General features: G+C 70.6%; 20 protein-coding genes. 8 read left to right on the top strand and 12 right to left on the bottom strand.

What is annotated here, in order from left to right:
* Positions 1–17 precede the first annotated feature (17 nt).
* Positions 18–599 (bottom strand): aminoacyl-tRNA hydrolase, encoded by a 582-nt coding sequence (gene pth, locus BLT21_RS00355; protein ID WP_091497324.1) that lies wholly within the window; start codon positions 597–599, stop codon positions 18–20.
* 67 nt (positions 600–666) lie between these two features.
* Positions 667–1,311 (bottom strand): 50S ribosomal protein L25/general stress protein Ctc, encoded by a 645-nt coding sequence (locus BLT21_RS00350; protein ID WP_091500610.1) that lies wholly within the window; start codon positions 1,309–1,311, stop codon positions 667–669.
* A 214-nt stretch (positions 1,312–1,525) separates the two neighbouring features.
* On the opposite strand from BLT21_RS00350, the gene BLT21_RS15770 reads away from it, so the two are divergent.
* Entirely contained in the window at positions 1,526–1,648 is a 123-nt protein-coding gene (locus BLT21_RS15770) for a hypothetical protein (protein WP_256335861.1), read from the top strand.
* A gap of 71 nt (positions 1,649–1,719) precedes the next feature.
* Here BLT21_RS15770 and BLT21_RS00345 read toward each other — a convergent pair whose 3' ends face one another.
* The 3 genes from BLT21_RS00345 to BLT21_RS00335 all read right to left on the bottom strand — a co-directional run bounded on the left by BLT21_RS00345 (position 1,720) and on the right by BLT21_RS00335 (position 4,968).
* Positions 1,720–2,733, bottom strand: coding sequence for a zinc-binding dehydrogenase (locus BLT21_RS00345; protein ID WP_091497319.1), 1,014 nt, complete (start codon positions 2,731–2,733; stop codon positions 1,720–1,722).
* Positions 2,734–2,749: 16 nt separating this feature from the next.
* On the bottom strand, positions 2,750–3,517 hold the full coding sequence (locus BLT21_RS00340; protein WP_091497314.1) for an SDR family oxidoreductase: 768 nt from the start codon (positions 3,515–3,517) through the stop codon (positions 2,750–2,752).
* Positions 3,518–3,579: 62 nt separating this feature from the next.
* Positions 3,580–4,968, bottom strand: coding sequence for a GntP family permease (locus BLT21_RS00335; RefSeq protein WP_091497309.1), 1,389 nt, complete (start codon positions 4,966–4,968; stop codon positions 3,580–3,582).
* A gap of 162 nt (positions 4,969–5,130) precedes the next feature.
* Between BLT21_RS00335 and BLT21_RS00330 the strand changes: the two genes are divergently transcribed.
* Positions 5,131–5,826, top strand: coding sequence for a FadR/GntR family transcriptional regulator (locus BLT21_RS00330; RefSeq protein ID WP_091497305.1), 696 nt, complete (start codon positions 5,131–5,133; stop codon positions 5,824–5,826).
* On the opposite strand, the gene BLT21_RS00325 is transcribed toward BLT21_RS00330, so the two are convergent.
* A complete protein-coding gene (locus BLT21_RS00325; RefSeq protein WP_091497299.1) occupies positions 5,801–6,769 on the bottom strand; it encodes a phosphoglycerate dehydrogenase in 969 nt (322 codons plus the stop codon). The genes BLT21_RS00330 and BLT21_RS00325 overlap by 26 nt on opposite strands.
* Positions 6,766–8,223: a gluconokinase gene (locus BLT21_RS00320; protein ID WP_091497295.1), complete on the bottom strand. Its 1,458-nt coding sequence runs from the start codon at positions 8,221–8,223 to the stop codon at positions 6,766–6,768. Before BLT21_RS00320 ends, BLT21_RS00325 begins: the two co-directional genes overlap by 4 nt.
* A gap of 97 nt (positions 8,224–8,320) precedes the next feature.
* On the opposite strand from BLT21_RS00320, the gene eda reads away from it, so the two are divergent.
* Together eda and gndA are read left to right on the top strand one after the other, a co-directional pair.
* Entirely contained in the window at positions 8,321–8,983 is a 663-nt protein-coding gene (gene eda, locus BLT21_RS00315) for a bifunctional 4-hydroxy-2-oxoglutarate aldolase/2-dehydro-3-deoxy-phosphogluconate aldolase (protein WP_091497290.1), read from the top strand.
* Positions 8,984–9,059: 76 nt separating this feature from the next.
* Positions 9,060–10,652, top strand: a complete 1,593-nt coding sequence (gndA, locus tag BLT21_RS00310) for an NADP-dependent phosphogluconate dehydrogenase (protein ID WP_091497285.1) — start codon at positions 9,060–9,062, stop codon at positions 10,650–10,652.
* Between the two features lie 77 nt (positions 10,653–10,729).
* On the opposite strand, the gene BLT21_RS00305 is transcribed toward gndA, so the two are convergent.
* Positions 10,730–11,743, bottom strand: a complete 1,014-nt coding sequence (locus tag BLT21_RS00305) for a magnesium and cobalt transport protein CorA (protein WP_091497281.1) — start codon at positions 11,741–11,743, stop codon at positions 10,730–10,732.
* A gap of 88 nt (positions 11,744–11,831) precedes the next feature.
* Here BLT21_RS00305 and BLT21_RS00300 point away from each other — a divergent pair, with 88 nt between their 5' ends.
* The 4 genes from BLT21_RS00300 (at position 11,832) to BLT21_RS00285 (ending at position 16,151) form a co-directional block, all read left to right on the top strand.
* Entirely contained in the window at positions 11,832–12,563 is a 732-nt protein-coding gene (locus BLT21_RS00300; RefSeq protein ID WP_091497278.1) for a response regulator transcription factor, read from the top strand.
* Between the two features lie 116 nt (positions 12,564–12,679).
* Positions 12,680–14,158, top strand: a complete 1,479-nt coding sequence (locus BLT21_RS00295) for a sensor histidine kinase (RefSeq protein WP_176786773.1) — start codon at positions 12,680–12,682, stop codon at positions 14,156–14,158.
* On the top strand, positions 14,155–14,568 hold the full coding sequence (locus tag BLT21_RS00290) for a hypothetical protein (protein WP_091497275.1): 414 nt from the start codon (positions 14,155–14,157) through the stop codon (positions 14,566–14,568). The genes BLT21_RS00295 and BLT21_RS00290 overlap by 4 nt, the downstream gene beginning before the upstream one ends.
* Before the next feature lie 143 nt (positions 14,569–14,711).
* The gene (locus BLT21_RS00285; protein ID WP_256335860.1) at positions 14,712–16,151 is read left to right on the top strand and encodes an HNH endonuclease signature motif containing protein; all 1,440 of its coding nucleotides are present in this window, start codon (positions 14,712–14,714) and stop codon (positions 16,149–16,151) included.
* 58 nt (positions 16,152–16,209) lie between these two features.
* Here the strand turns inward: BLT21_RS00285 and BLT21_RS00280 are convergent, their stop codons facing one another.
* From BLT21_RS00280 to BLT21_RS00265, 4 genes are all read right to left on the bottom strand, one after another.
* Positions 16,210–17,757, bottom strand: a complete 1,548-nt coding sequence (locus BLT21_RS00280; RefSeq protein WP_091497271.1) for an FAD-dependent oxidoreductase — start codon at positions 17,755–17,757, stop codon at positions 16,210–16,212.
* Positions 17,754–18,626: an FAD:protein FMN transferase gene (locus BLT21_RS00275; RefSeq protein ID WP_256335859.1), complete on the bottom strand. Its 873-nt coding sequence runs from the start codon at positions 18,624–18,626 to the stop codon at positions 17,754–17,756. Before BLT21_RS00275 ends, BLT21_RS00280 begins: the two co-directional genes overlap by 4 nt.
* Positions 18,623–19,129: an FMN-binding protein gene (locus BLT21_RS00270; protein WP_091497266.1), complete on the bottom strand. Its 507-nt coding sequence runs from the start codon at positions 19,127–19,129 to the stop codon at positions 18,623–18,625. Before BLT21_RS00270 ends, BLT21_RS00275 begins: the two co-directional genes overlap by 4 nt.
* An 87-nt stretch (positions 19,130–19,216) precedes the next feature.
* On the bottom strand, positions 19,217–21,922 hold the full coding sequence (locus BLT21_RS00265; RefSeq protein ID WP_091497261.1) for an HAD-IC family P-type ATPase: 2,706 nt from the start codon (positions 21,920–21,922) through the stop codon (positions 19,217–19,219).
* Between the last annotated feature and the right edge of the window lie 237 nt (positions 21,923–22,159).

The raw sequence follows: 22,159 nt of genomic DNA, 5'->3' as shown, positions 1-22,159 counted from the left end.
CGCTGCGCCCCAGGCGCTCAGCGCGGTGCGTGGAAGCGCTGCTGAGCCGCGAGGAGCCCGTCACCGACGACCGTCTCGACGGCGTCGGCGGCATCGGCGACGAGGATCCCGAGCGTCTTGCGCTCGGTCGCCGAGAACGGATCGAGCACCCAGTCGGCCGGGTCCTGGCTGCCGGGCGGCCGGCCGATGCCGACACGCACCCGCGCGAAATCGGGCGTGCCCAGCGCCTTGGCGATGTCGCGCACACCGTTGTGGCCCCCGTGACCCCCACCCGTCTTCAGCTTGATGGTGTCGAACGGGATGTCGAGCTCGTCGTGCACGACGACGACGTGCTCCGGAGCGATGCCGTAGAACGACGCCAGCGCGGCGGCGGGACCGCCCGAGACGTTCATGAACGTCTTGGGCTTGGCGAGCACGAGCTTCGCCGCACCCGGTCGGAGCCAGCTCTCGGCGGCCAGCGCGTTGGCCTTGTGCGAGCGGAGCGTCTCGCCGCGCCGCGCCGCGAGCTCGTCGATCACCATCTGCCCGATGTTGTGCCGGGTCGTCTCGTAGCGGGGTCCCGGGTTACCGAGACCGATGATGAGCCAGGTGTCCGCCATGGTGCGCCTTTCGAACGACGGAGCCCGCCCCCACCGTGGTGAGAACGGGCTCCGCAGGGGGTGAGTCTTACTCGGACTTCTCGTCGCCCTCGGCCTCGGCCTCGTCGGACTGCTCGGCGGCGGTCGCCTCGTCGGCGGCCTCGATCTCGTCGACGGCGGCGAGGGTGGCGGCCGGCACCGAGACGGCGACGACGAGCGTCTCCGGCTCGGTCACCAGGGCGGCACCCTGCGGCAGGCCGAGGTCGGCGGCGGTGATGCGCGAGCCGTCCTCGAGACCCTCGACGTCGACCTCGATGGTCTGCGGGATGTGCGTGGCCTCGACCTCGAGCGTGACCGACGACGCGTCCTGCGTCGCGATCGTGCCGGCGAAGGGCTCGCCGGTGACGACGACGGGAACGTCGACCTGGACCTTCTCGCCCTTCTTCACGACGAGGAGGTCGATGTGCTCGATGATCTGGCGCACGGGGTCGCGCTGCACGTCCTTGACGAGGACCAGCTGGTCCTTGCCGTCGATGGAGAGCTCGATGACCGCGTTGGCGCGGCGGACGAGCAGCAGCATCTGGTGGCCCGGAAGGGCGACGTGCACGGGGTCGGTGCCGTGGCCGTAGATGACGGCGGGGATCTTGCCGGCGGCACGCAGACGGCGGGCGAAGCCCTTGCCGAAGTTGGTGCGCGTCTCGGCGGCGACCTGGGTGTCGGTCTCGGTGGACATGCGTTTCTCCTTGATGGGCTCGGGGCCCGGCTCAGCGGTATGCGGGTTCGACGCGAACGCGAGCGCGTGGAGAGGAGAGGTCCTGCACACACCCTCGTCGATCACGGATCCCGGTTCCCGCCGTGCGGTCACGCGGCATCCCTCGCCGAAGTACACCCCACTCTACCAGCGCTCGGTAGGGTGGACGAGACGTCGTCTATGCCCCGGAGGAAAAATGGAATACGGCTGGTTCTCGCACGTGCTGCTCTGGGTCATCGGTGCGATGACCCTCGGCTCGATCGTCTCCGTCACCCTCGCCCTCTTCTCGATGGGTCGGCAGGGCTACCGCAAGGGCTGAGCCGGCGGGGACGCCCGGACGAACAGAAGCGCGCCACCCGTCGAGGTGGCGCGCTTCTTCGTCGGGGCGTGTCAGGCGGGCCAGACCGCGACCACGACCTTGCCGGACTCCTGCGAGTCCTTCGCGGTGGCGAACGCCTCGACGATGTCGTCCGCGGGGAGAACGTGCGTGATGACGTCCTCGATCTCGGGATGCTCGTCGAGCAGGCGGATCGCGGCGTCGATCTCGTCCTTGAACCGGAAGGTGCCGACATACACGACCTCCTTCGAGATGAAGGGCGCGAGATTGACCGGGCGCGGCTCGTTCGGCACCATGCCGACCTGGACCACGCGGCCGGCGGGTCGCACGGCGCGGAGAGCGGTGGACACCGAGACCGACACCCCGGAGCATTCGAGGACGACGTCGTAGGCGTCGGCCGGCGGCTGCTCGGAGGTCACATCGAACGTTCGTGCCGCGCCGAGCGCGCGGGCGCGGTCGAGCGGTCCCGCGAGCACGTCGGTCGTATGGACCTCGGCGGCGCCCGCTGCGACGGCCGCCGTGACGGCGAGCAGGCCGATCGGACCGGCGCCGGTGACCAGGACCCGTGCGCCGGCCACCGCGCCCGCCTTGCTCAGACCGTGGAGTGCGACCGCGAGAGGCTCCGCGAGAACGGCACGCCGGACCGGGAGGCTCGCGGGCAGCACGCGCACCATGTTCCGGTCGGCGACGATGGTCTCCGCGAGCGCCCCCTGGGTGTGCGGCGTGGTCGAGGCGCTGCCGAGGTAGGCGCCTCCCGGCCAAAGATGCGGCTCGTCCGTGATCGCCGGATGGGGGGTTCCGAACGTGGCCGGATGCAACGTCACGGGCGTGCCGGGCGCCCACTCCCCCGCAGGGTCGTGATCGATGCGCCCGCTGAGCTCATGACCGGGGATGAGCGGCTCGCGCACGACGAACGCCCCGTTCGCGCCCTCGTAGAAGTAATGCAGGTCGGAACCGCAGATGCCGACGTACTCGACGCGGATGCGCACCTGCCCCTCCGCCGGTTCGGGTGCGGTGACATCGGAGATCTCGATGTGCTGCTTGCCGTGGATGTGCGCTGCGCGCATGATCGTGTCCTTCCGGTCAGACGACGGCGGTCATGCCGCCGTCGACGAAGATGTTCTGGCCCGAGACGAAGCTCGACGCGTCGGAGCACAGGAAGAGCAGCGCGCCGTCGAGCTCGCGGAAGTCGCCCCAGCGCTGCGCGGGGGTGCGCTGAGTGAGCCACGCGGTGAAGTCGGCGTCGTCGACGAGCGCACGGTTCATCTCGGTGGCGAAGTAGCCGGGAGACAACGCGTTGACCTGCACGTTGTGGCGGGCGAGATCGGCCGCCATGCCCTTGGTGAGCTGCGCGACCGCTCCCTTCGTCGCCGAGTACGGGGCGATAGTCTGCCGCGCGAGGAGGGACTGCACCGACGCGATGTTGACGATCTTGCCCGAGCCGCGCTCCGCCATGCCGGGTGCGACGAAGCGGGCGACGTAGAACACCCCGTTGAGGTTCGCCGACACGATGTCGTCCCAGTCCTGGATCGAGAACTCGGTGAACGGCGCGCGCCGCTGGATGCCCGCGTTGTTGACGAGGATGTCGGGCACGCCGGCCTCGTCGACGAGCCGCGCGACGCCGGCCTCGACGGCAGCCGCATCCGTCACGTCGAAGACCGCGGAGATCGGGTCGGGCGAGCCGGCCGCGGCCGCCTCGAGCCGCGTGCGCTCGACAGCATCCGCGTCGCGCCCGTGCACGACGACGCGCGCTCCGGCGCGGGCGAGAGCGAGGGCGAGCGATCGGCCGAGCCCGCGCGAGGAACCGGTGACCAGCGCGACGCGACCGGTCACATCGAAAAGAGAGGACATGAGTGCTCCGAGAGGTCGAGGGGCGAAGGGCGGCCGCGATGCGCCGGCCGCCCTCCGGGTGATCAGATGAGCGAGGCGAGCCCGAAGATGCCGAGCACGAGCACGAACGCGAGGACCGACTCGATCGTCTGCTGCACGGTCCAGGTCTTCAGCGTGGTCTTGACGTCCATGCCCATGAGGCGTCCCACGAGCCAGAAGCCCGAGTCGTTGACGTGACCGGCGAAGACCGACCCGGCAGCCGTGGCGAGCACGATAGCCGCCACCTGCAGCTGGTTGAAGTCGCCCGCGGCGACCGCGGGTGCCGCGAGGCCGGCCGCCGTGACAAGCGCGACGGTCGCCGATCCCTGCGCGAGGCGGATGATGACCGCGATGACGTAGGCGGCGACGATGATCGGGAGGCCGAGATCCGACAGGGTGTCGGCGAGAGCGTCACCGATACCCGAGGCGCGCAGCACGCCGCCGAACATGCCGCCGGCTCCGGTGATGAGGATGACGGACGACACCGGTCCGAGGGCCGAGTCCACGACCTTCTCGAGCGCCGTGCCGTTCTCGCCGCGGCGGGTGCCGAGGACGAACGTCGCCACCACGACGGTGATGAGCAGCGCGACGAACGAGTTGCCGAGCAGCACGAGCACCTGCACCCACACGTCGTCGGTCGAGACGGCGCCGGCCGCCGCGAGCGTGGTGAGGCCCGTGTTCATGAAGATCAGGAGCATGGGCAGGAGCAGGAGCATGATCACCGTGCGAGGGCGCGGCGGGTTCGCGGGCTGGTCGTCGTCCTTCTCGCCGAACAGCGCCGGGACGGGCAGCGGGATGCGAGCGGCGACGAACTTGCCCCACAGGTAGCCCGAGACGTACCAGACCGGGAAGACGATGATGAGGCCGAGCAGCAGGACGAGGCCGAGGTTGGCTCCGTATGCCTCCGTCGCGGTCACGGGGCCGGGGTGCGGGGGCAGGAAGACATGCATGACCGAGAACGCCGCCGCTGCTGGGATGCCGAAGAGCAGGACGTTCGCCTGCGAGACCCGACGCGCGATGGCGAAGATGATGGGCAGCATCATGATCAGGCCCGCGTCGAAGAACATCGGGAACCCGAGCACGAGCGACGCGATGCCGAGCGCGAACGGCGCCCGCTTCTCGCCGAAGACCTCGACGAACTTGTCGGCGAGCGCCTTCGCGCCGCCCGAGTGTTCGATGAGCCTGCCCAGCATGGCGCCCAGCGCGACCAGGAGCGCGACGCCTGCGAGGGTGCCGCCGAACCCGCTCGTGAGGGTGTTCGCGATCGCCGAGACGGGCACCTGCGCGACGAACGCGGTGAGCAGCGAGACGATGATCAGGGTCAGGAAGGCGTGCACCTTGCAGACGATGATCAGGAACAGGATGAGGGCGATCGCTCCCGCTGCGATGAGCAGCAGGGGGCCGGCGCCCAGCGTCTGGGTCCAGTCTTCCATCGGTATCTCCGTTGATGTCGGGAAGCGGACGATCAGGGCCGAGGACCCGCGGATCGTCCCGCGTTAGTATTCGAGCTGCCCCGTGCCACGGCAGCGGAGCAGAGCGATCCTCGCACAATGATCGTATTTTTCACAACCACTGATCGTATTTTTGGAGGCGCCATGGCGCAGGCATCCCACGGCTCCGTGCTGGATGCGCTCGGCTTGCGCATCGCCTCCGGAGAACTGGCGCCGGGGTCGGTGTGCACCCTCGCCGACATCGAGGCCGAGTTCGGGGTGTCGCGCACCGTCGTCCGCGAAGCCGTCCGGGTGCTCGAGGCGATGGGGATGCTCTCGTCGCGTCGACGGGTCGGGCTCACGGTGACGCCCGTGCAGGAATGGAGCGCTCTCGACACCCGCCTGATCGGCTGGCAGCTGAAGTCGCCGCGCCGCGACCACCAGATCGTCGTCGTCAACGAGCTGCGCTCCGCCGTCGAGCCGATCGCCGCGCGACTCGCGGCCCAGCGAGGCAGCGACGTGCAGCGCGCGGAGCTGCTGCGGCTCGCCTCACGGCTCGAGGAGCTCGGCCGCAGCGGGCAGGGGGCGTCGCCGGCGTACCTGGAGGTCGACATCCAATTCCACGACCTCATCCTCGACATGAGCGGCAATCTCATGCTCGCCGCCAACAAGGCGGCGATCGCCGCGGTGATCGCCGGCCGCTCGGACGTCGGCCTGACGCCCGCGATCCCCTACGAGGAAGCGCTCCACAACCACGTGCAGACCGCCGCCGCGATCGCGCGCGGCGACGCCGAGGGGGCAGAGCGCCACACCCGCGGTTACGTCGATGCGGTCCTCAGCGAGGTGCGAGCCCTGGTGTGACCAGTCCCTCGGGCTGCTGACCGCCGAGCACGGCGAGCAGCGCATCGATCGACTGGTCGGTCATCCGCCGCACGGCGCCCGTCGTGTGCCCGCCCGCGTGGGGCGTCGCCACGACGCGTGGGTGTCCGACCAGAGGCGAGCTCGTCGGTGGTTCGGACTCGTACACGTCGACGGCGACCCCGTGCAGCACGCCCTCGTCGAGGAGCCGCCGCGCGGCCGATTCGTCGAGCAGCCCACCCCGCGCGGTGTTGACCACGATCGCGCCGGCGGGGAGCAGCCGCAGACGGACGAGGTCGAGGATGTGGCGGGTCTCCGGCACCAGCGGCACGTGCAGCGTCACGACGTCGCTGCGCCGGCACAGCTCGTCGATGTCGACGCGCTCGACCCCCGCATCCGTGAAGGCCCCGTCGGGGAGCATCGGGTCGAAGGCGATCGGAGTCATCCCGAGTCCGCGCACGCGCTCGGCGACGAGACGACCGATCGCACCGAAGCCGATGACACCGGCGGTGGCGCCTGCGAGCTCCTTGCCCTCGACGCGTGGCCACTCCCCCGCGCGCACCGCGGCGTCGAGTCCGGCGATGCCGCGCGCCGCCGCGAACATGAGGCCGATCGTCAGCTCGGCGACCGCGACGGCGTTCGCTCCCGGGGTCCGCGTCACCGCGACACCGCGTGCGGCGGCGGCATCCAGGTCGACGCGGTCGACGCCCACGCCGTAGCGCGCCACGACCCGCAATCGCGGTGCGGCCGCGAAGACGTCCGCGTCGTAGTCGTCGAGGCCAGCGACGATGCCGTCGACGTCACCGACGAGGTCCGTCAGCTCGGCAGACGTGAGCGGGCGGCCGAAGGGGTTGAGGACGACCTCGTCGACCCGGTCGCGCAGCCGCACGAGCGCGGGGGCATCCGGATCACGACACAGCGAGGTGGGCGTCACGAGAACCTTCATCGGCCCGCCCCCCGAGGCGCCGATGCCTGCGACCCCGGCACGGTGCGCTGATAGTGATCGAGGTAGCGAGCGAAGCCGGCGTCGTACTGGCTCCGGAACTCGGTGCGCGGCGCCACCGTCCGCACCTCGACGTCGTCGAATGCGGGATGCCGCAGCTCGAGGCCGCTCGCGAGCATGCCCATCCGCACCGCACCGACGATCGAGGTGTGCTGCTGGGTCGAGACTTCCATCTCTACGCCGAAGACGTCGGCGGTGAGCTGGGTCCAGAAGGGCGACGACAGCACGCCCCCCGACAGCACGATGCGACGCGGCGTGCCTCCGAGGGCGGTGAGCTCCTTGTAGCAGTGGAAGAGCGAGTAGACGATGCCCTCGAGCACGGACTGGTACATGTCGACCCGCGAGTGCTGGGGCGACAGGTCGAGGAATCCGCCCTTGCGCTGGTCCTGCCAGCCGGGGCTGCGCTCGCCGAAGAGGAAAGGCATGAACACCGGGAGATCGGTGCGCGCGGACGAGAGCGACGGCTCGATGTCGAGGTAGTCCGTCGACGAGCCGAAGAGACGGTCGCGGGCCCAGTCGACGCAGTTCCCGCACCCCGACGTCGCGGCGCCGCTGAGGGCCCCCAGAGGCGACCGGTACGACCACGTGCTCAGGGTCGGCGAGAACGAGGGGTGCCGCGATGCGACGCGGAGCGCTCCGCTCGTGCCCATCGAGAACGTCATCTCGCCGGGTTCGGTCGCCAGGTCGCCGACCTGGTTGAGACCGCCGTCGGGCCCGGGCGTCAGCACGGGGGTCCCCGCGGTCAGCCCCAGCAGCACGGCGGCCTCGGGCGACAGCGGCGCCGTCGCGGTGGTCTCGCGCAGCTCGGGCAGGCGCACGCCGCCGAGACCGAAGCGGTCGATCACCTCGGTGTCCCACGTGGCCGTGGTCGCCGACAGCAGGCCGGTGCCCGATGCGAGCGAGTCGTTGGTCCACGCCTCTCCCGTCATCCGCGCGAAGATGAGGCTCGCCTGGTCGAGGGCGAGGAGGCCGTCGATGTCGAGACCCTGCGCGCGCAGGTGCTGGAGCTTGAAGACGGGGTAGATCGCGTTGACCATGCATCCGGTGCGCTCGTAGAACCACCACGTGAGGTCCTCGTCAGCGCGCAGCGCCGCGCTGAGGTCCTGCGCACCCGTGTAGGGCCACTCCATGACGGGGGTCACCGGCGCGAGGTCGGGCGAGCGCAGCGTCAGACCGTGCCAGGTGCCGCTGAGCACGATCAGGTCGATCCGCTGACCGGCCGCCGCTTCGCGCCCGAGCGCCATGAGCTGGATGTAGATCGCATCGGCGTCGCGGACCGCGGAATCGGGCCCGTCGACCTCGAACCGGCGATTGCGCACGGCGACCGCGCCGGAATCGGTGTCGAAGAGCATGGTCTTGGCCGAGGTCGTGCTGGCTTCGAGAGCGAGGATCTTCATGTCGGGCCCATCGTCGGGTGTCCGGCGAGCAGCAGCGTCGCCGAGACCCAATGATATGATCTTTTCGCTCGAAGACGACACCCCGAGGAGATCCGCAATGGTCACCGCACTCGATGAGATCGCCCGTCACCGCATCGTCCCGGTGGTGATCGCACGTTCCGTGGATGAGGGCCTGTTCATCGCCGACGCCCTGTACGAGGGCGGGCTGCCGGTCGCCGAGGTCACCTTCCGCACTGCGGCCGCCCCCGCCGTGATCCAGGCTCTCGCCGAGCGCGGCGACGTCGTCGTCGGTGCCGGGACGGTCGTCTCCGCCGCGCAGGTCGACGTCGCCGTCGCGGCGGGAGCACGCTTCCTGGTCTCGCCCGGCTTCCATCCCGATGTCGCCGCCCGCGCCGCGGAGCACGGTGTGCCGCTCGTCGCGGGGGCGGTCAGCGCGACGGAGATCATGGCGGCGCTCGCCGCCGGCATCACGACGGTCAAGTTCTTCCCGGCCGAGACCTCGGGCGGCCTCCCCGCGCTGCGCGCCCTCGCGGGGCCCTTCGGCGACGTCACCTTCGTCCCGACGGGAGGCATCGACGCGTCGAACCTCGACGAGTACCTCGCGCACCCGCAGGTGGTCGCCGTCGGCGGGTCGTGGATGCTGCCGCGCGCAGCCCTCGAGGCCCGCGACGCCGCGACCATCGTCCGCTCGACCGCCGACGCGGTGGCACGCGCCGCGGCATCCCCGCAAGCCGCTCCGGCGCCTCGGGCGAACGGATAAAGTGGCGAGAGAGCCGGGCTCTCTCCGAACCCCCCTCCCCGCAAGACCCACCCCGCACGCGAACCTGGAGCTACGCATGGCGTCGACCCCCTCACCGACAGGACCCTCGACCGATCAGGATCAGGCACCGCACGAAGCGGCCACCGTCCACGAGGGCGCGCCGCGTCCCGAGGAGGTCGAACGCCCGACGCCTGCCGAGAGCTCGGCCCCCGCGGCGGGTGGCGCCGGTCCCGCCAACATCGGCGTCGTCGGCCTCGCCGTGATGGGTTCGAACCTCGCGCGCAACCTCGCCAGCCGCGAGGGCAACACCGTCGCCGTCTTCAACCGTTCGCGCTCGAAGACCGACGAGCTCGTCGAGGCCCATCCCGAGGCCGGATTCGTCCCCGCGTTCTCGTACGAGGAGTTCGCCGCCAGCCTGCAGAAGCCGCGCACCGCGATCATCATGGTCAAGGCCGGCGGTCCGACGGACGCCGTGATCGACGAGCTCATGCGCGTCTTCGAGCCCGGCGACATCATCGTCGACGGCGGCAACTCGCTGTTCACCGACACCATCCGCCGCGAGAAGGCCGTCGGCGAGGCGGGCTTCAACTTCGTGGGCATGGGAGTCTCGGGAGGTGAGGAGGGCGCTCTGCTCGGCCCCTCCCTCATGCCCGGCGGTCCGGACGAGTCGTGGGTCACCCTCGGCCCGATCCTCAAGTCGATCGCAGCCGTCGCCGAGGGCGAGCCGTGCGTGACTCACGTCGGCCACGACGGCGCCGGCCACTTCGTGAAGATGGTGCACAACGGCATCGAGTACGCCGACATGCAGCTCATCGCCGAGGCGTACGACCTCATCCGCCGCGGCACGGGCAAGACGCCCGCCGAGATCGCCGACATCTTCGCCGAATGGAACCGCGGCGAGCTCGAGTCGTACCTCATCGAGATCACCGCCGAGGTGCTGCGCCAGACGGACGCCGCGACCGGCAAGCCGCTCGTCGACATCATCGTCGACCAGGCCGGGGCCAAGGGCACCGGCGCATGGACGGTGCAGACGGCGCTCGACCTCGGCGTGCCCGTCTCGGGCATCGCGGAGGCCGTCTTCGCGCGTTCGCTGTCGAGCCACCGCGAGCAGCGCGACGTCTCGGGCTCGCTGCCCGGCCCCGACGACGCGTCGTTCACGGTCGAGGACGCCGACGCGTTCATCGAGCAGATCCGTCTCGCGCTCTACGCCTCGAAGATCGTCGCGTACTCGCAGGGCTTCGACGAGATCCGCGCCGGTGCCGCCCAGTACGGGTGGAACATCGACCTGGGCGCCGTGTCGAAGATCTGGCGCGGCGGCTGCATCATCCGCGCCCAGTTCCTCAACCGCATCGCCGACGCGTACGCGGCCGGCGAGGAGCTGCCCGTCCTGCTGACCGCGCCGTACTTCGTCGAGGCGCTCGGCCGCGCGCAGGGCGCCTGGCGTCACGTCGTGCAGGCAGCCGCGGGTGCCGGCATCCCGGCTCCCGCCTTCAGCTCGTCGCTGTCGTACTACGACGGCCTGCGGGCCGAGCGCCTGCCGGCCGCCCTCATCCAGGGTCAGCGCGACTTCTTCGGCGCGCACACCTACAAGCGCACCGACAAGGACGGCACGTTCCACACCCTGTGGTCGGGCGACCGGTCCGAGGTCGAAGCCGAGGACACGCACTGACCTCGTCGCACGTCTGACGACGGCCCCGGCGAGCATCCGCTCTCGCCGGGGCCGTCGTCGCTCGTGCGAGCTGACGCTCAGAGCCAGTCGTTGCGTTTGAAGATCCCGTAGAGTCCGACGCTCAACAGCACCATGAGGCCGATCGCCATGGGGTAACCCCAGGGCTGCTCGAGCTCGGGCATGAATTTGAAGTTCATGCCGTAGACGCTCGCGACGAAGGTGGGGGCGAAGCCGATGGCCGCCCACGACGAGATCTTCTTGACCTGCTCGTTCTGCCGCACCTGCACCTGCGTGAGGTCGGCCATCTTCTCGTCGAGCCGCTGGTTCACGAGGGTCGCATGGATCGTCAGCGCGTCATCGAGCGTGTGGCGCATCGACAGCACGCGGTCGGAGACGTAGCGTGCGCGCCCGCGGACGTCGTCCCACCCCGCGGGCTCGGTGCCCGTCGCCGTGTCGGTCAGCATCGTGGCGAGGCGCTCGAAGACATCCGGCAACGGCGTCGTCGCGTGCGCGAGGTCGATCACTTCGCGCTGCAGGTCGAAGATGCGCCGCGAGACCCCGGGATCGTCTCCGAAGAGCTGGTCCTCGATCTCGTCGATGTCGTTCTCGACGCCGTCGAGCACGACACGGTAGCCGCTCGTCACGGTTTCGGCGAGCACCCACATCACGCTCGCCGGCCCGCGACGCAGCAGGTCGGGATGCGTCTCGATGCGCGTGCGCAGCTCGCCGAGGTCGACCCGGTCCGATCGTGTGACGGTGACGATGAGGTGGGCCGAGAGGAACACGTCGATCTCGTCGCACCGCACCGTCTCGGAGGCGTCGTCGTAGTGCGCCGGCTGCAGCACGACGAACGCGTCGTCGCCGTAGCGCTCGAACACCGAGCGCTGATGCGAGCGCAGACTCTCCTTCACGGCGATCGGATGGACGCCCAGTTCCGTAGCCAGAGCACCGATCTCGTTCTCGTCGGCGTCGATCACCGCGACCCAGGCGAAGCCCCCGCGGTCGGTCGCCTGCCGGGCCGCCTCGCCCGGTCCGAGGTCTCGGTCCACGAGGGCGCCGTCGACGTAGACGGCCGTCTGCACGAGTGTCATGACGTCACTGTATGCCGGTGCACGCTCTCACAGCGGGGGCATAGCATCGCCCATAGCTTCTCCATAGCAAACGCAGCACAATGACCACATGACCATTCCCGCGCCCGCCACCCTGCAGCGTCCCGACGGCTCCCCTCTGCGCGTCCTCGTCGTCGACGACGAGCAGATGCTCACCGACCTCCTGTCGATGGCGCTGAAGATGGAGGGCTGGGAGGTGCGGGCCGCGGCATCCGGTTTCGAAGCCCTGTCGGCGGCGCGCGAGTTCGATCCCGATGCCATGGTGCTCGACATCATGATGCCCGACCTCGACGGGATGTCGGTGCTGCAGCGTCTGCGACAGTCCGGCGACGACGTGCCCGTGCTGTTCCTGACGGCCAAGGATTCCGTCTCCGACCGAGTCGCGGGACTCACCGCAGGCGGCGACGACTACGTCACCAAGCCGTTCAGCCTCGAGGAGGTCGTCGCACGACTCCGGGGCCTCATGCGCCGCGCCGGCACCGCGACAGCCGGCGGCGCCGACCCCGTGCTGCGGGTAGGCGACCTCTCGCTGAACGAGGACTCGCACGAGATCGAGCGCGACGGCACCAACATCGAGCTGACGGCGACCGAGTTCGAGCTGCTGCGATACCTCATGCGCAACCAGCGGCGCGTCGTGTCTAAGGCGCAGATCCTCGATCGCGTGTGGAACTACGACTTCGGCGGGCGATCATCGGTCGTCGAGCTGTACATCTCGTACCTGCGCAAGAAGATCGACGCCGGTCGCGAGCCGCTCATCCACACCGTCCGCGGCGTCGGCTACATGATCAAAGCGCCGCAGTGAGCGTGGCGGACAGCGAGCAGACCGAGGGACGGGGGCGCGACGCCTCGAGGTCGCGCCCGTCCACCGTGCCGACCCGGCCGCACCGCCGCAGGCGATGGACCCTGCAGACACGGCTGATGCTCACCGTCGTGGGGATCGTCGCCCTGACGCTCACCGCGAGCGCGGTCGGGTTGGCGACGACGATCGGCGGTGTCCTCGTCGGAACGGTGCAGACGAAGGCGGAATCGCTCACCCGCGAACTCAAGCTCTTCGACGGCGGGTATGTCGTTCGCGAGCGCACGGCGAGCGAGACGATCGCCGACACGGACGGGCTTCCCTACGGATACACGCTGTTGGTGCAGAGCCCGCGCAACGGGCTGACCGGGGCGCTCTTCGACGGCGAGTCCGGCATCCGCACTCTCTCCGCTGACGAGCTGCGCGACCTGCGCACCGCCGATCTGAGTGCGGGTTCGACGACGGCGCAGATCGGCGGCCTCGGGGCCTACCGGCTCGTCTCGTTCGTCGCCGGCGATGTGACGGGTGTCGCCGGCGTGCCGCTCGCCGAGGTCGATGACACGGTCACCAACGTGGTGACCACGATCACGATCGTCACGGTCGGGGGTCTGCTGCTGCTGAGCGCGGCGATCGCGGTCGTCATCCAGCGCTCGCTCCGCCCGCTGCGCGTCGTCGCCGACACCGCCGCGCGGGTCGCCTCGCAGCCGCTCGCGCAGGGTGCCGTCTCGATCACCGAGCGCGTTCCCGACGAAGAGGCGGACGACCACGACGAGATCGGCCGGGTCGGATCGGCGCTCAACACGCTGCTCGACCACATCGATGCCTCCCTCGTCGCCCGCCAGCGCAACGAGGAGCGGATGCGGTCGTTCGTCGCGGACGCCAGCCATGAGCTGCGCACTCCCCTGGCCTCCATCCGCGGCTACTCCGAGCTGTCGCTGCGCGCGATGCGCCAGGGAGTGCCGGGAGTCGAAGAGACGACGACCTCCGCGCTGGAACGCATCCAGGCGCAGTCGCTCCGCATGACGAGTCTCGTCGAGGACCTGCTGCTGCTCGCCCGTCTCGACGAGGGTCAGGAGCTCGTGTACGGCGCCGTCGACCTCACCGCTCTCGCCGTCGACGCCGTCGCCGACGCCCGTGTCGCCGGTCACGACCACGAATGGCGCCTCGATGTCGGGGACGAGCCGGTCGTCGTCGCGGCCGACGGCACGCGCATCACGCAGGTCGTCGCCAACCTGCTCGCCAACGCGCGCGTGCACACCCCGGCAGGCACGACCGTGACGACCTCCGTGCGGGTCGACGGCGGGACCGCGGTGCTCAGCGTCCGCGATGACGGCCCCGGCATCGATCCCGCGGTCGCCGATGAGATCTTCGAGCGGTTCTCGCGCGCCGATCGCTCGCGTGCTCGGCAGACAGGCGGAACCGGGCTCGGCCTGTCGATAGCCCGGGCCATCGTCGCCGCCCACGGTGGCTCGCTCACCGTGTCGAGCGAGCCCGGATCCACGACGTTCGAGCTGCGGCTGACGGCGCGCCCCGCAGATCCCGAAGCGGGCACGGATGCCGGCCCTGCCGGGACGGCCGGCGGGGCGGCGGAGCGGGCATGACGGACGCGAACGCGGATTCGGCGCTGCCGCGCGTCGTCGCCGTGCGCCGCGGGCGCGTCCAGCCCAGCGGCTCATGGGTGTACGCATGGATCGACGTCGCTTCGAGCGAGGTCACGTACGTGGGCGCGACCGGCTTCGACCCGGAGCTGCGCGCGCACCTTCACCTCGACAGCGACGATCCGAACATCGGACGGGTACGCGCCGAGGTCGGCGCCTTTGCCGAGCGCGACTTCGATGTCGTCGCCTTCGCCCTGCCCCCGGACATCGATCGGGCGCATGCCAGACGTGTCCTCGCGGCACGGCTGGGTCTCGGTCCCGCCGCAGGGCCGGTCGACGACGTCCTCAGCGGCGCCGTCAATGCGACCGTGTCAGCGATCGAGCGGTATCGCGAGGGAATCGGGCGGGCGTAGAAACGGCGAACGGTGCACACTGACTGCCCCGCCTCCGCAGGCGATCGCGCGGCGATTCCTCCCCACCGGTAATCCCGGGAAAGTTATCCTCACCGGGATATTTCTTCGGGTTCGATGTCGTAGCCCGGTGGCACGATGGGAACATGCGAACGGGTGATGGGACGGGCGGATCGAGCGGGTCGGGCGGTCCGCCGCACGCCGCGGCGTTCTCCGAGCTCGAGGAGGCGTTGACACTCAAGCACGCGGGCGAGATCGCGCACGTGCGCGCGCTCGCGGAGCTGGGCCGGTCGGCTCTCCGCGAGGCGCGGCAGGGCGGGGTGCGCGGGATGGCGTCCGACATGGAACTGCGTTCGGTCGCAGCCGAAGCCGCCGGCATGGCCCGGTCCACGGACCGGCGGGTGCAGCGCGAGATCGACCACGCCATGACGGTGATCGACGACTACCCGGCCGTGTTCACGGCGTGGGTGGAGCGGCGCATCGAACGCGGGCACGTGGACGCGGTCGTCCGGGCCGGCGCGGGTGTGCCGGCGGAGGTGCGGGTCGAGTTCGAGCGGGCCGCGATCCAGGTATGCGAACGGGACGTGCCCTCACGGGTGCGGGGCGCGTTGGAGGTTCTGGCGGCGCGGGTTCATCCGCGGTCGTTCACCGAACGCCACCGGGCCGCTGCGGCGGAGCGGTGCGTGCGGGTCTTCCCCGGACAGGACGGGATGTCAAACCTCGTGGCGACGCTGCCGGCGGTGATCGCTGCGGGCATGTTCGACCGGCTCACGCAGATGGGGCACGCGGTGAAGGACGCCCGGGCGGAGTCGGATGCGGCGGATGCGGATGCGGATGCGGATGCGGATGCCGGTGTCGGTGCGGGTCCGGGTGCGGGCGGCACGGTCGCGGAGCCCGACGTTCGCACCATCGATCAGCTCCGCGCCGACATCCTCAGCGACCTCATCCTCGCCGGGGCGCCCGTCGTCGACCCCACTTACGGCAGCGACCGGTCCGGGGGGCTTGGCGCGATCCGCGCGCGGGTTCAGGTCGCGATCACCGCGGAAACGCTCACCGGCAGCGACGAACACTCGGCGGAGGTCGTCGGGGCAGGGCTGATCGATGCCGACACCGCCCGCCTCCTCGCCGGACAGAGCACCGAATGGGACCGACTGTTCATCGACCCGATCACCCGCACACCTCTCGAGGTCGACACGTATCGGCCGACCGCGGCGATGGCGAAGGTGCTGAAAGCCCGGGACCAGCACTGCCGGTTCCCCGGATGCCGCCTCGCCGCCATCCGCTGCGAGATCGATCACACCCGCGATTACGCCCTCGGCGGGCACACCCACCTCGGCAACCTCGCCCATCTGTGCCAGCGGCACCACTCGATGAAGCAGTTCACCAGCTGGGAGGTTCGACAGGTCGGCGGGGGTGTCCTGGAGTGGACCTCACCACGGGGCCGGATCTACCGCGAAGACGTCCCGACACCGGCCGTCTGCTTCACGGTCGCTCCGGTCCGGAGACCGGACGGCGGCCCTCCCGGGCGGGATCGAGTGGCCTCCCCGCGCGCGCACGCGCCGGCCGGCGCGACACCGCCGTTCTGACGAACGCGCGGCTGCGCCGCGGTTCGATCGGGCGCCGGACACGTCTCGGCGTCCGACCTCAGTAGCCGGCGAATGCGTCGGTCGTGAGCGAGCGCGCCTTCGCGAGCGCGGGCGCCAGGTCGGCGATCAGGCGCGGCGGTCCGGAGATGAACGCGTGCCGCTCCGCCAGGTCGGGCACGAGGCCGGCCAAGGTCGCGGCTTCCAGGCGCGCGCCTCCCGTCCACGTCCAGTGAGCCGGAAGTTCGCGCGGCTCGTCCCGCGTCACGACCATCACCGGGATGCCGGCGGCGACGATGTCGTCCCGGAACGCCAGTTCTTCCGCCTCGGACGCGACATAGACCATGACGACATCCCGCCGCTCCCCCGCCAGCCGCATCTCGCGCAGCTGCGACACGAACGGCGTCACGCCGATCCCCGCCGCCACGAGCAGCACCTTCGCATCGGTCCGCGCCGGGAGCACGAAATCGCCCCACACTCCGGTGACGGGAAGCTCGCGGCCGGGTTCGACGAGGGCCAGCGCCTTCTTGTAGCTCGATTGCGAACCCTCGCGGATCGCGATCCGCACCTCCGGCAGCTCTGCGGGCGCCGACACGATCGAGAACTCGCGCCGCGTACCCCGCGCGTCGGCTCGACGATGCGGCACCTCGAGCTCGAGGTACTGCCCCGGGCGGAATCGGAAACCCCGATGGGCGCGGAACGTCAGCTCACGCACCGACGGGGTGAGCGCGGTCCGCTCCACGAACCGCAACCGCACGGCGGCCCGCCACGCGAAGAAGAAGGCGAGGAGATTGCCGACCAGCAGCGCGCGCTCCTGCCCGAGACTGATCTCGCCGATCAGGATCGGCCAGCCCGCGAGCGCACCGACCACGGCCGCGACCACGTACTGCTGACGCCGCCGCGGCGGCAGAGTCAACGGCTCCGAAAGCATGAACGCGCCGAGGAACAGGAACGGCGACGACAGCAGCACCTGCCCGATCACCGTGCCATCGACGGGGATCGACACCTGCGCGTACTGCACGACGGTCCGCACCAGGGCGACCGCGATCGCCACGACGAGGAACAGGGCGACGACCCGCACCTTCTCGGTGCGCACCAGAACCAGCAGCCCCAGCACGATCACCGGCACCGCCAGCGCCGGCGAGCCGACCCACCATGCCGACGCTCCCAGATCCGGGAACGGAATGCTCACCACCGTGAGTACGGTCGCGCCGACCGCCGCGGGGTTGAAGATGTGCCGACCCCGCCACGCCAGCACGTACTTCGACGCCGAGGCGACCACGCCCGCCACCCCGAGACCGACGAGTCCCGACGGCTCGAGCGTCGGTCGCAGCACGAACAGCAGGATCAGCGCCGTGATCGCCGCCGACTCGATCCGCCACGTTCTCCCCAGCATCCGCTGCGCGATCGCGTCGACGAGCGCGATCGCCGCGACCAGCACGACGAGCGACACGGGGAGGGCGAGGGGGTCGCCGGCGAGTTCGCCGCTCAGGGTGAGCACGAATGCGATCACGGCGAGCACCGCGAGCGCCACGAGGACGAACCGGTACATCGAGACTCGACCCAGGGCGCCGACCGCGCGGTTCCGGAGCGCAATGAGAGAAGTCATACGAACAGCTCCGCTTCGCAGTGAGGTGACCATTCGACGGAACCGTCGGTGCGCATCCGCACCCACGACGCCCCCCGTGCGTCCGCGAACCGCGGCCCACCGTCGAAGAAAAGGGCGGTGGCGACGGCATCCGCCGTCATCGCATCGGCGGCGACGGCCCACGTCGCCGCGTACTCGCGCACGGGCTGCCCGGTGCGCGCGTCCAGGACGTGGTGGAGCCCGGCTCCCCACGCGCGGCGATTCGTCGCCGACGCGCACAGCGCGCCGGAGTCGCGCGTCCAGACCCCGATCGCACGCGAGGCGTCGTACGGATGCTCCAGCGCGATGCGCTGCGCGACGCCGTGGATAGCGAGGTCGCCGCTGCCGTCGACGACGATCCAGCCGTCGATACGCTCGCGCAGCTCGGCCATGACGAGATCCACCAGACGCCCCTTGCCCACCGCGCCGACATCGATCGTCGCGGCACCACGCGCCGCCAGACGCCCGTCCGACAGCTGCAGGATGTCGCGCCAGGCCCGCGGCGCCGCCTGCGCACCCCGATCGGTCATCGAGTAGGCCGAATCGTACCCGCGCCGGGCGAGCGTATCGCCGACGAGCGGGTTGACCGAGCCGTCGGTCGCGGAATCGAGTTCGTCGTAGAGCCGCAGCATGGCCGCGGCGTCCGGGGGCGCCGGTGCCGACCCTCCCCGCGCGATGCGGCTCACCGTCGAGTCCGCGCGAAACCGCGACCAGTCGCGATCGAACCCCTCGATGACGGAGGCGACGGCCTCGCGGTCGGCCGGCTGCAGCGGCGCCTCACTGTCGATGCGCCACGCGGTGCCGATCGCATCGAAGTCCCACCGTGCCGGCGGGACCATGATCGCGGTCATGCTGCGGCGTCGGTGCGGATCTCCTCCACCGCGGCGTTGAACCCACCGCTCGTGAGAGACGAGCCCGCGACGCGGTCGACCTCGACGTCATCGAGGCTCTTGCCCACGACGGCCTCCTCGATGCCGCCGATGAACTGCGACTGGTACTGCTTGCTCTCGCGCCGGGTCGGCTCGCCCGTCACCTCGACGGCCGTGACGGTGTCGGATTCGACCGTGAGCGTCACCGTGATCGTCTCGGGCCCCTCGGGGGTCTGGTAGCTGCCCTCGGCCGTGTAGGAGCCGTCGACATATGCCCCGCCGGCCGAGCCCGTCGAGCCCGTCGACCCAGTCGAGCCCGTCGACCCGGTCGAGCCCGTGCTGTCGGAGGACGGCGTCGTGGCGTCGGATGCGGGCTGCTCGGCGTCGGCCTGACCGGAGCACCCGGCGAGCAGGGCGAGGCCGGCGACGGACGCGGCAGCGGCGGTCACGCGGAACGAGCGGGGTACGGCAGTGGTGCGGATCATGGGTGGTCCTCCTGTGTCGTGCCCCTCCGGGGGGAGGTGGGCTGCTTTCACGCTAGCGAACAGCGGGCCGACTCTCCTCTGCGCTTCCTATGCGTTTGCATCGAGTGCTCCGGCGGGGCGCAACGCCTTCAGCCCCTCGACCGCGAAGAAGATGACCACCGCGAAGCCGAGCGGCAACAGCCACGCCTGGATGGCGAGAGGACGCGACTCGAACAGGGCGTTCATGAACGGCACGTAGGTGTAGATCAGCTGCAGCACGATGAGCGCGCCCGCCGACCACCAGATCACCCGGTTCCCGCGCAGCACGTCGGGCGTGAGACTCGATCGCGTGAGGAAGCGGCAGTTCAGCAGGAATGCCAGCTGGCCGAGCGCGAGAACCGAGACGGCGACCGTGCGGGCGCCCTCGAGGTCGGTGCCCATCCCGCGGGCGATCGCGAACGCCGCGAGCGTCGCTCCGCCGATCAGCACCGAGACGATCAGCACGAAGCCGAGCTCGCGCATCGAGATGATGGATCCGCCGCTCGATCTCGGTGACCGCGACATGATGCCCGGCTCGGCGGGCTCGTATGCCAGCGCGAGCGACAGCGTCACCGCGGTGACCATGTTCACCCACAGCACCTGCACCGGCGACAGCGGCAGCGCGAGGCCGAACACCACTGCGACGAGGATGACGAGCGACTGCGCCCCGTTGGTGGGCAGCAGGAACACGACCGACTTGCGCAGGTTGTCGTAGATGCGCCGCCCCTCGTGGATCGCGGAACGGATCGTCGCGAAGTTGTCGTCGGCCAGGACGATCTCCGCGGCCTCCTTCGTCGCCTCCGTCCCCTTGATACCCATCGCGACCCCGACGTCGGCGCGCGTCAGCGCGGGCGCGTCGTTGACGCCGTCGCCGGTCATCGCCACGACCTCGCCATGGGACTGCAGCGCACGGACGATGCGGATCTTGTGCTCCGGGCTCGTCCGGGCGTAGACATCGACGTCGCGGACGACCTCCTTCAGCTTCTCCTGGCTGAGCCCCTCGAGCTCGCTGCCGGTGAGCACGCGCGGGTCCTCGTCCGAGACCAGTCCCATCTCGCGGCTGATCGCGACGGCCGTGCCCGCGTGATCGCCGGTGATCATCTTCACACGGATGCCGGCGCGGTGACAGTCGGCGATGGCCTCGATGGCCTCCGGCCGGGGCGGGTCGAGGATGCCCCAGAGCCCCAGGAACTCGAGCTCGTCGACATCGTCCAGTCCGACCTCGTCGAGCCGCACCGGCTTGCGCGCGGCGGCCAGCACCCGCAGCCCCTCGTCGCTGAGCTCCGCGATCGCCGCATCCCAGAAGGCGCGGTCGAGATCCTCCGACCCATCGGCGCCGCGCTGCCGGGTCGACCGGTCGAGCAGCCGGTCGGGGGCCCCCTTGACGAGGAGTGCGCGGGATCCGTCGCCGCCCGCGTTCACCGTCGCCATGAACTTGTTCTCGGAATCGAACGGCAGCACATCGATGCGCTCGACTCCGTCCGACTCGCCATCGTGTCCGCCCTTCATCGCCACGACGCGGAGCGCACCCTCGGTGGGCTCACCCACGAGCTTCCAGCCCTCGTCGCCGCGCACGACATGCGCGTCGTTGCACAGATCGGCCACCGCGAGCAGCGCGGCCAGGTCGCCGCCCGACGAGCCATCCCCGTCGGTGCGCTCGATCGCGCCCTCCGGCTCGTAGCCGAGCCCCGAGACGTCATAGCGCGCGACGGGAGTGATCATCCGGCGCACGGTCATCTCGTTCTTGGTCAGGGTGCCCGTCTTGTCGGAGCAGACCGTGGTGACCGACCCGAGCGTCTCGACGGCGGGCAGCTTCCTCGTGATCGCTCGCCGACGCGCCATCTGCTGAACGCCGATCGCGAGCGTGATCGTCACGAGCGCGGGAAGACCCTCGGGGATCGCCGCGACCGCGAAGCCGATCGTCGCCGACACGAGTTCGCCGAACGGCATCCCGTGCGCGAACCGCCCGATGAGCATCATCGCCGCGGCCATACCGAGGATCACGAGGGTGAGCACCTTGCCGAACGAGTCGAGCTGCTTCGTGAGTGGCGTGGTCAGCGCCCCGGCTCCCCCGACGAGCTCTTGGATCTTGCCGATCTCGGTGCGCGCGCCGGTTCCGGTGACGATGCCCCGCCCCTGACCGGCCGACACGATCGTGCCCGAGAAGGCCATCGATGACCGGTCGCCCACGCCGGCGTCTTCGTCGACCGGCGCCGTCTGCTTCGAGGCGGGCACCGACTCGCCGGTCAGCGCCGCCTCGTCGATGCGCAATTGGCTCGCCTGGAGGAGACGGACATCGGCCGGCACTTTATCGCCGGGCGACAGCCGCACCACGTCGCCGGGCACGAGGTCCGCTGCGGGGATGCTCTGCCACGACCCGTCGCGGCGCACGCTGGCATCGGACGACAGCATCCCGCGGATGCCCGCGAGCGCCTTCTCGGCGCGCCCCTCCTGCGCGAAGCCGATGACGGCGTTGATGATGGCGACCGCGAGGATGACCCAGACGTCGAGCCAGTCACCCATGACCGCCTTGATGGCCGCCGCCGCGAGCAGGATGTAGATCAGCGTGTCGTTGAAGTGCGACAGGAACCGCAGCCAGGCGGGCGTCCGCTTGGCCTCGGGAAGGACGTTCGCGCCGACCGTGTCGAGGCGCGTCGCCGCCTCATCCGACGAGAGCCCGTCCGAGCCCGTGCCCAGGGCCGAAGCCACCTCGTCGATGTCGTGCGCGTACGGGCGGGACGGCGAGAAGTCCGCCTCGGAGACAGGGGCAGCCATGCCGCGATCCTACGGCGTGCGCCTCACGCGTATCGACCCGACGGCCGTGTTTGACACGACGCCGGCGGCGCTCCGGTCGGAAACCGTCTCGCTCGGCGAGCGGTTCACCCCGCCGCTCCGTCCCGCCACCAGGCTGCGGCGGTTCTCACGCCGTCCGGGATACCCACCGTGTCGATCGAGCCTGTGCGCGGCACGGGCCGAGCGGGCGGCGGTCCGCCCGCTCCCGGGGGGCCGAGC

The sequence above is a fragment of the Microbacterium sp. cf332 genome (assembly GCF_900102175.1).
GTDB lineage: Bacteria > Actinomycetota > Actinomycetes > Actinomycetales > Microbacteriaceae > Microbacterium.
Note: the sequence above shows the minus strand (reverse complement) of the source record. Positions and strands in the feature narration are given on the sequence as shown.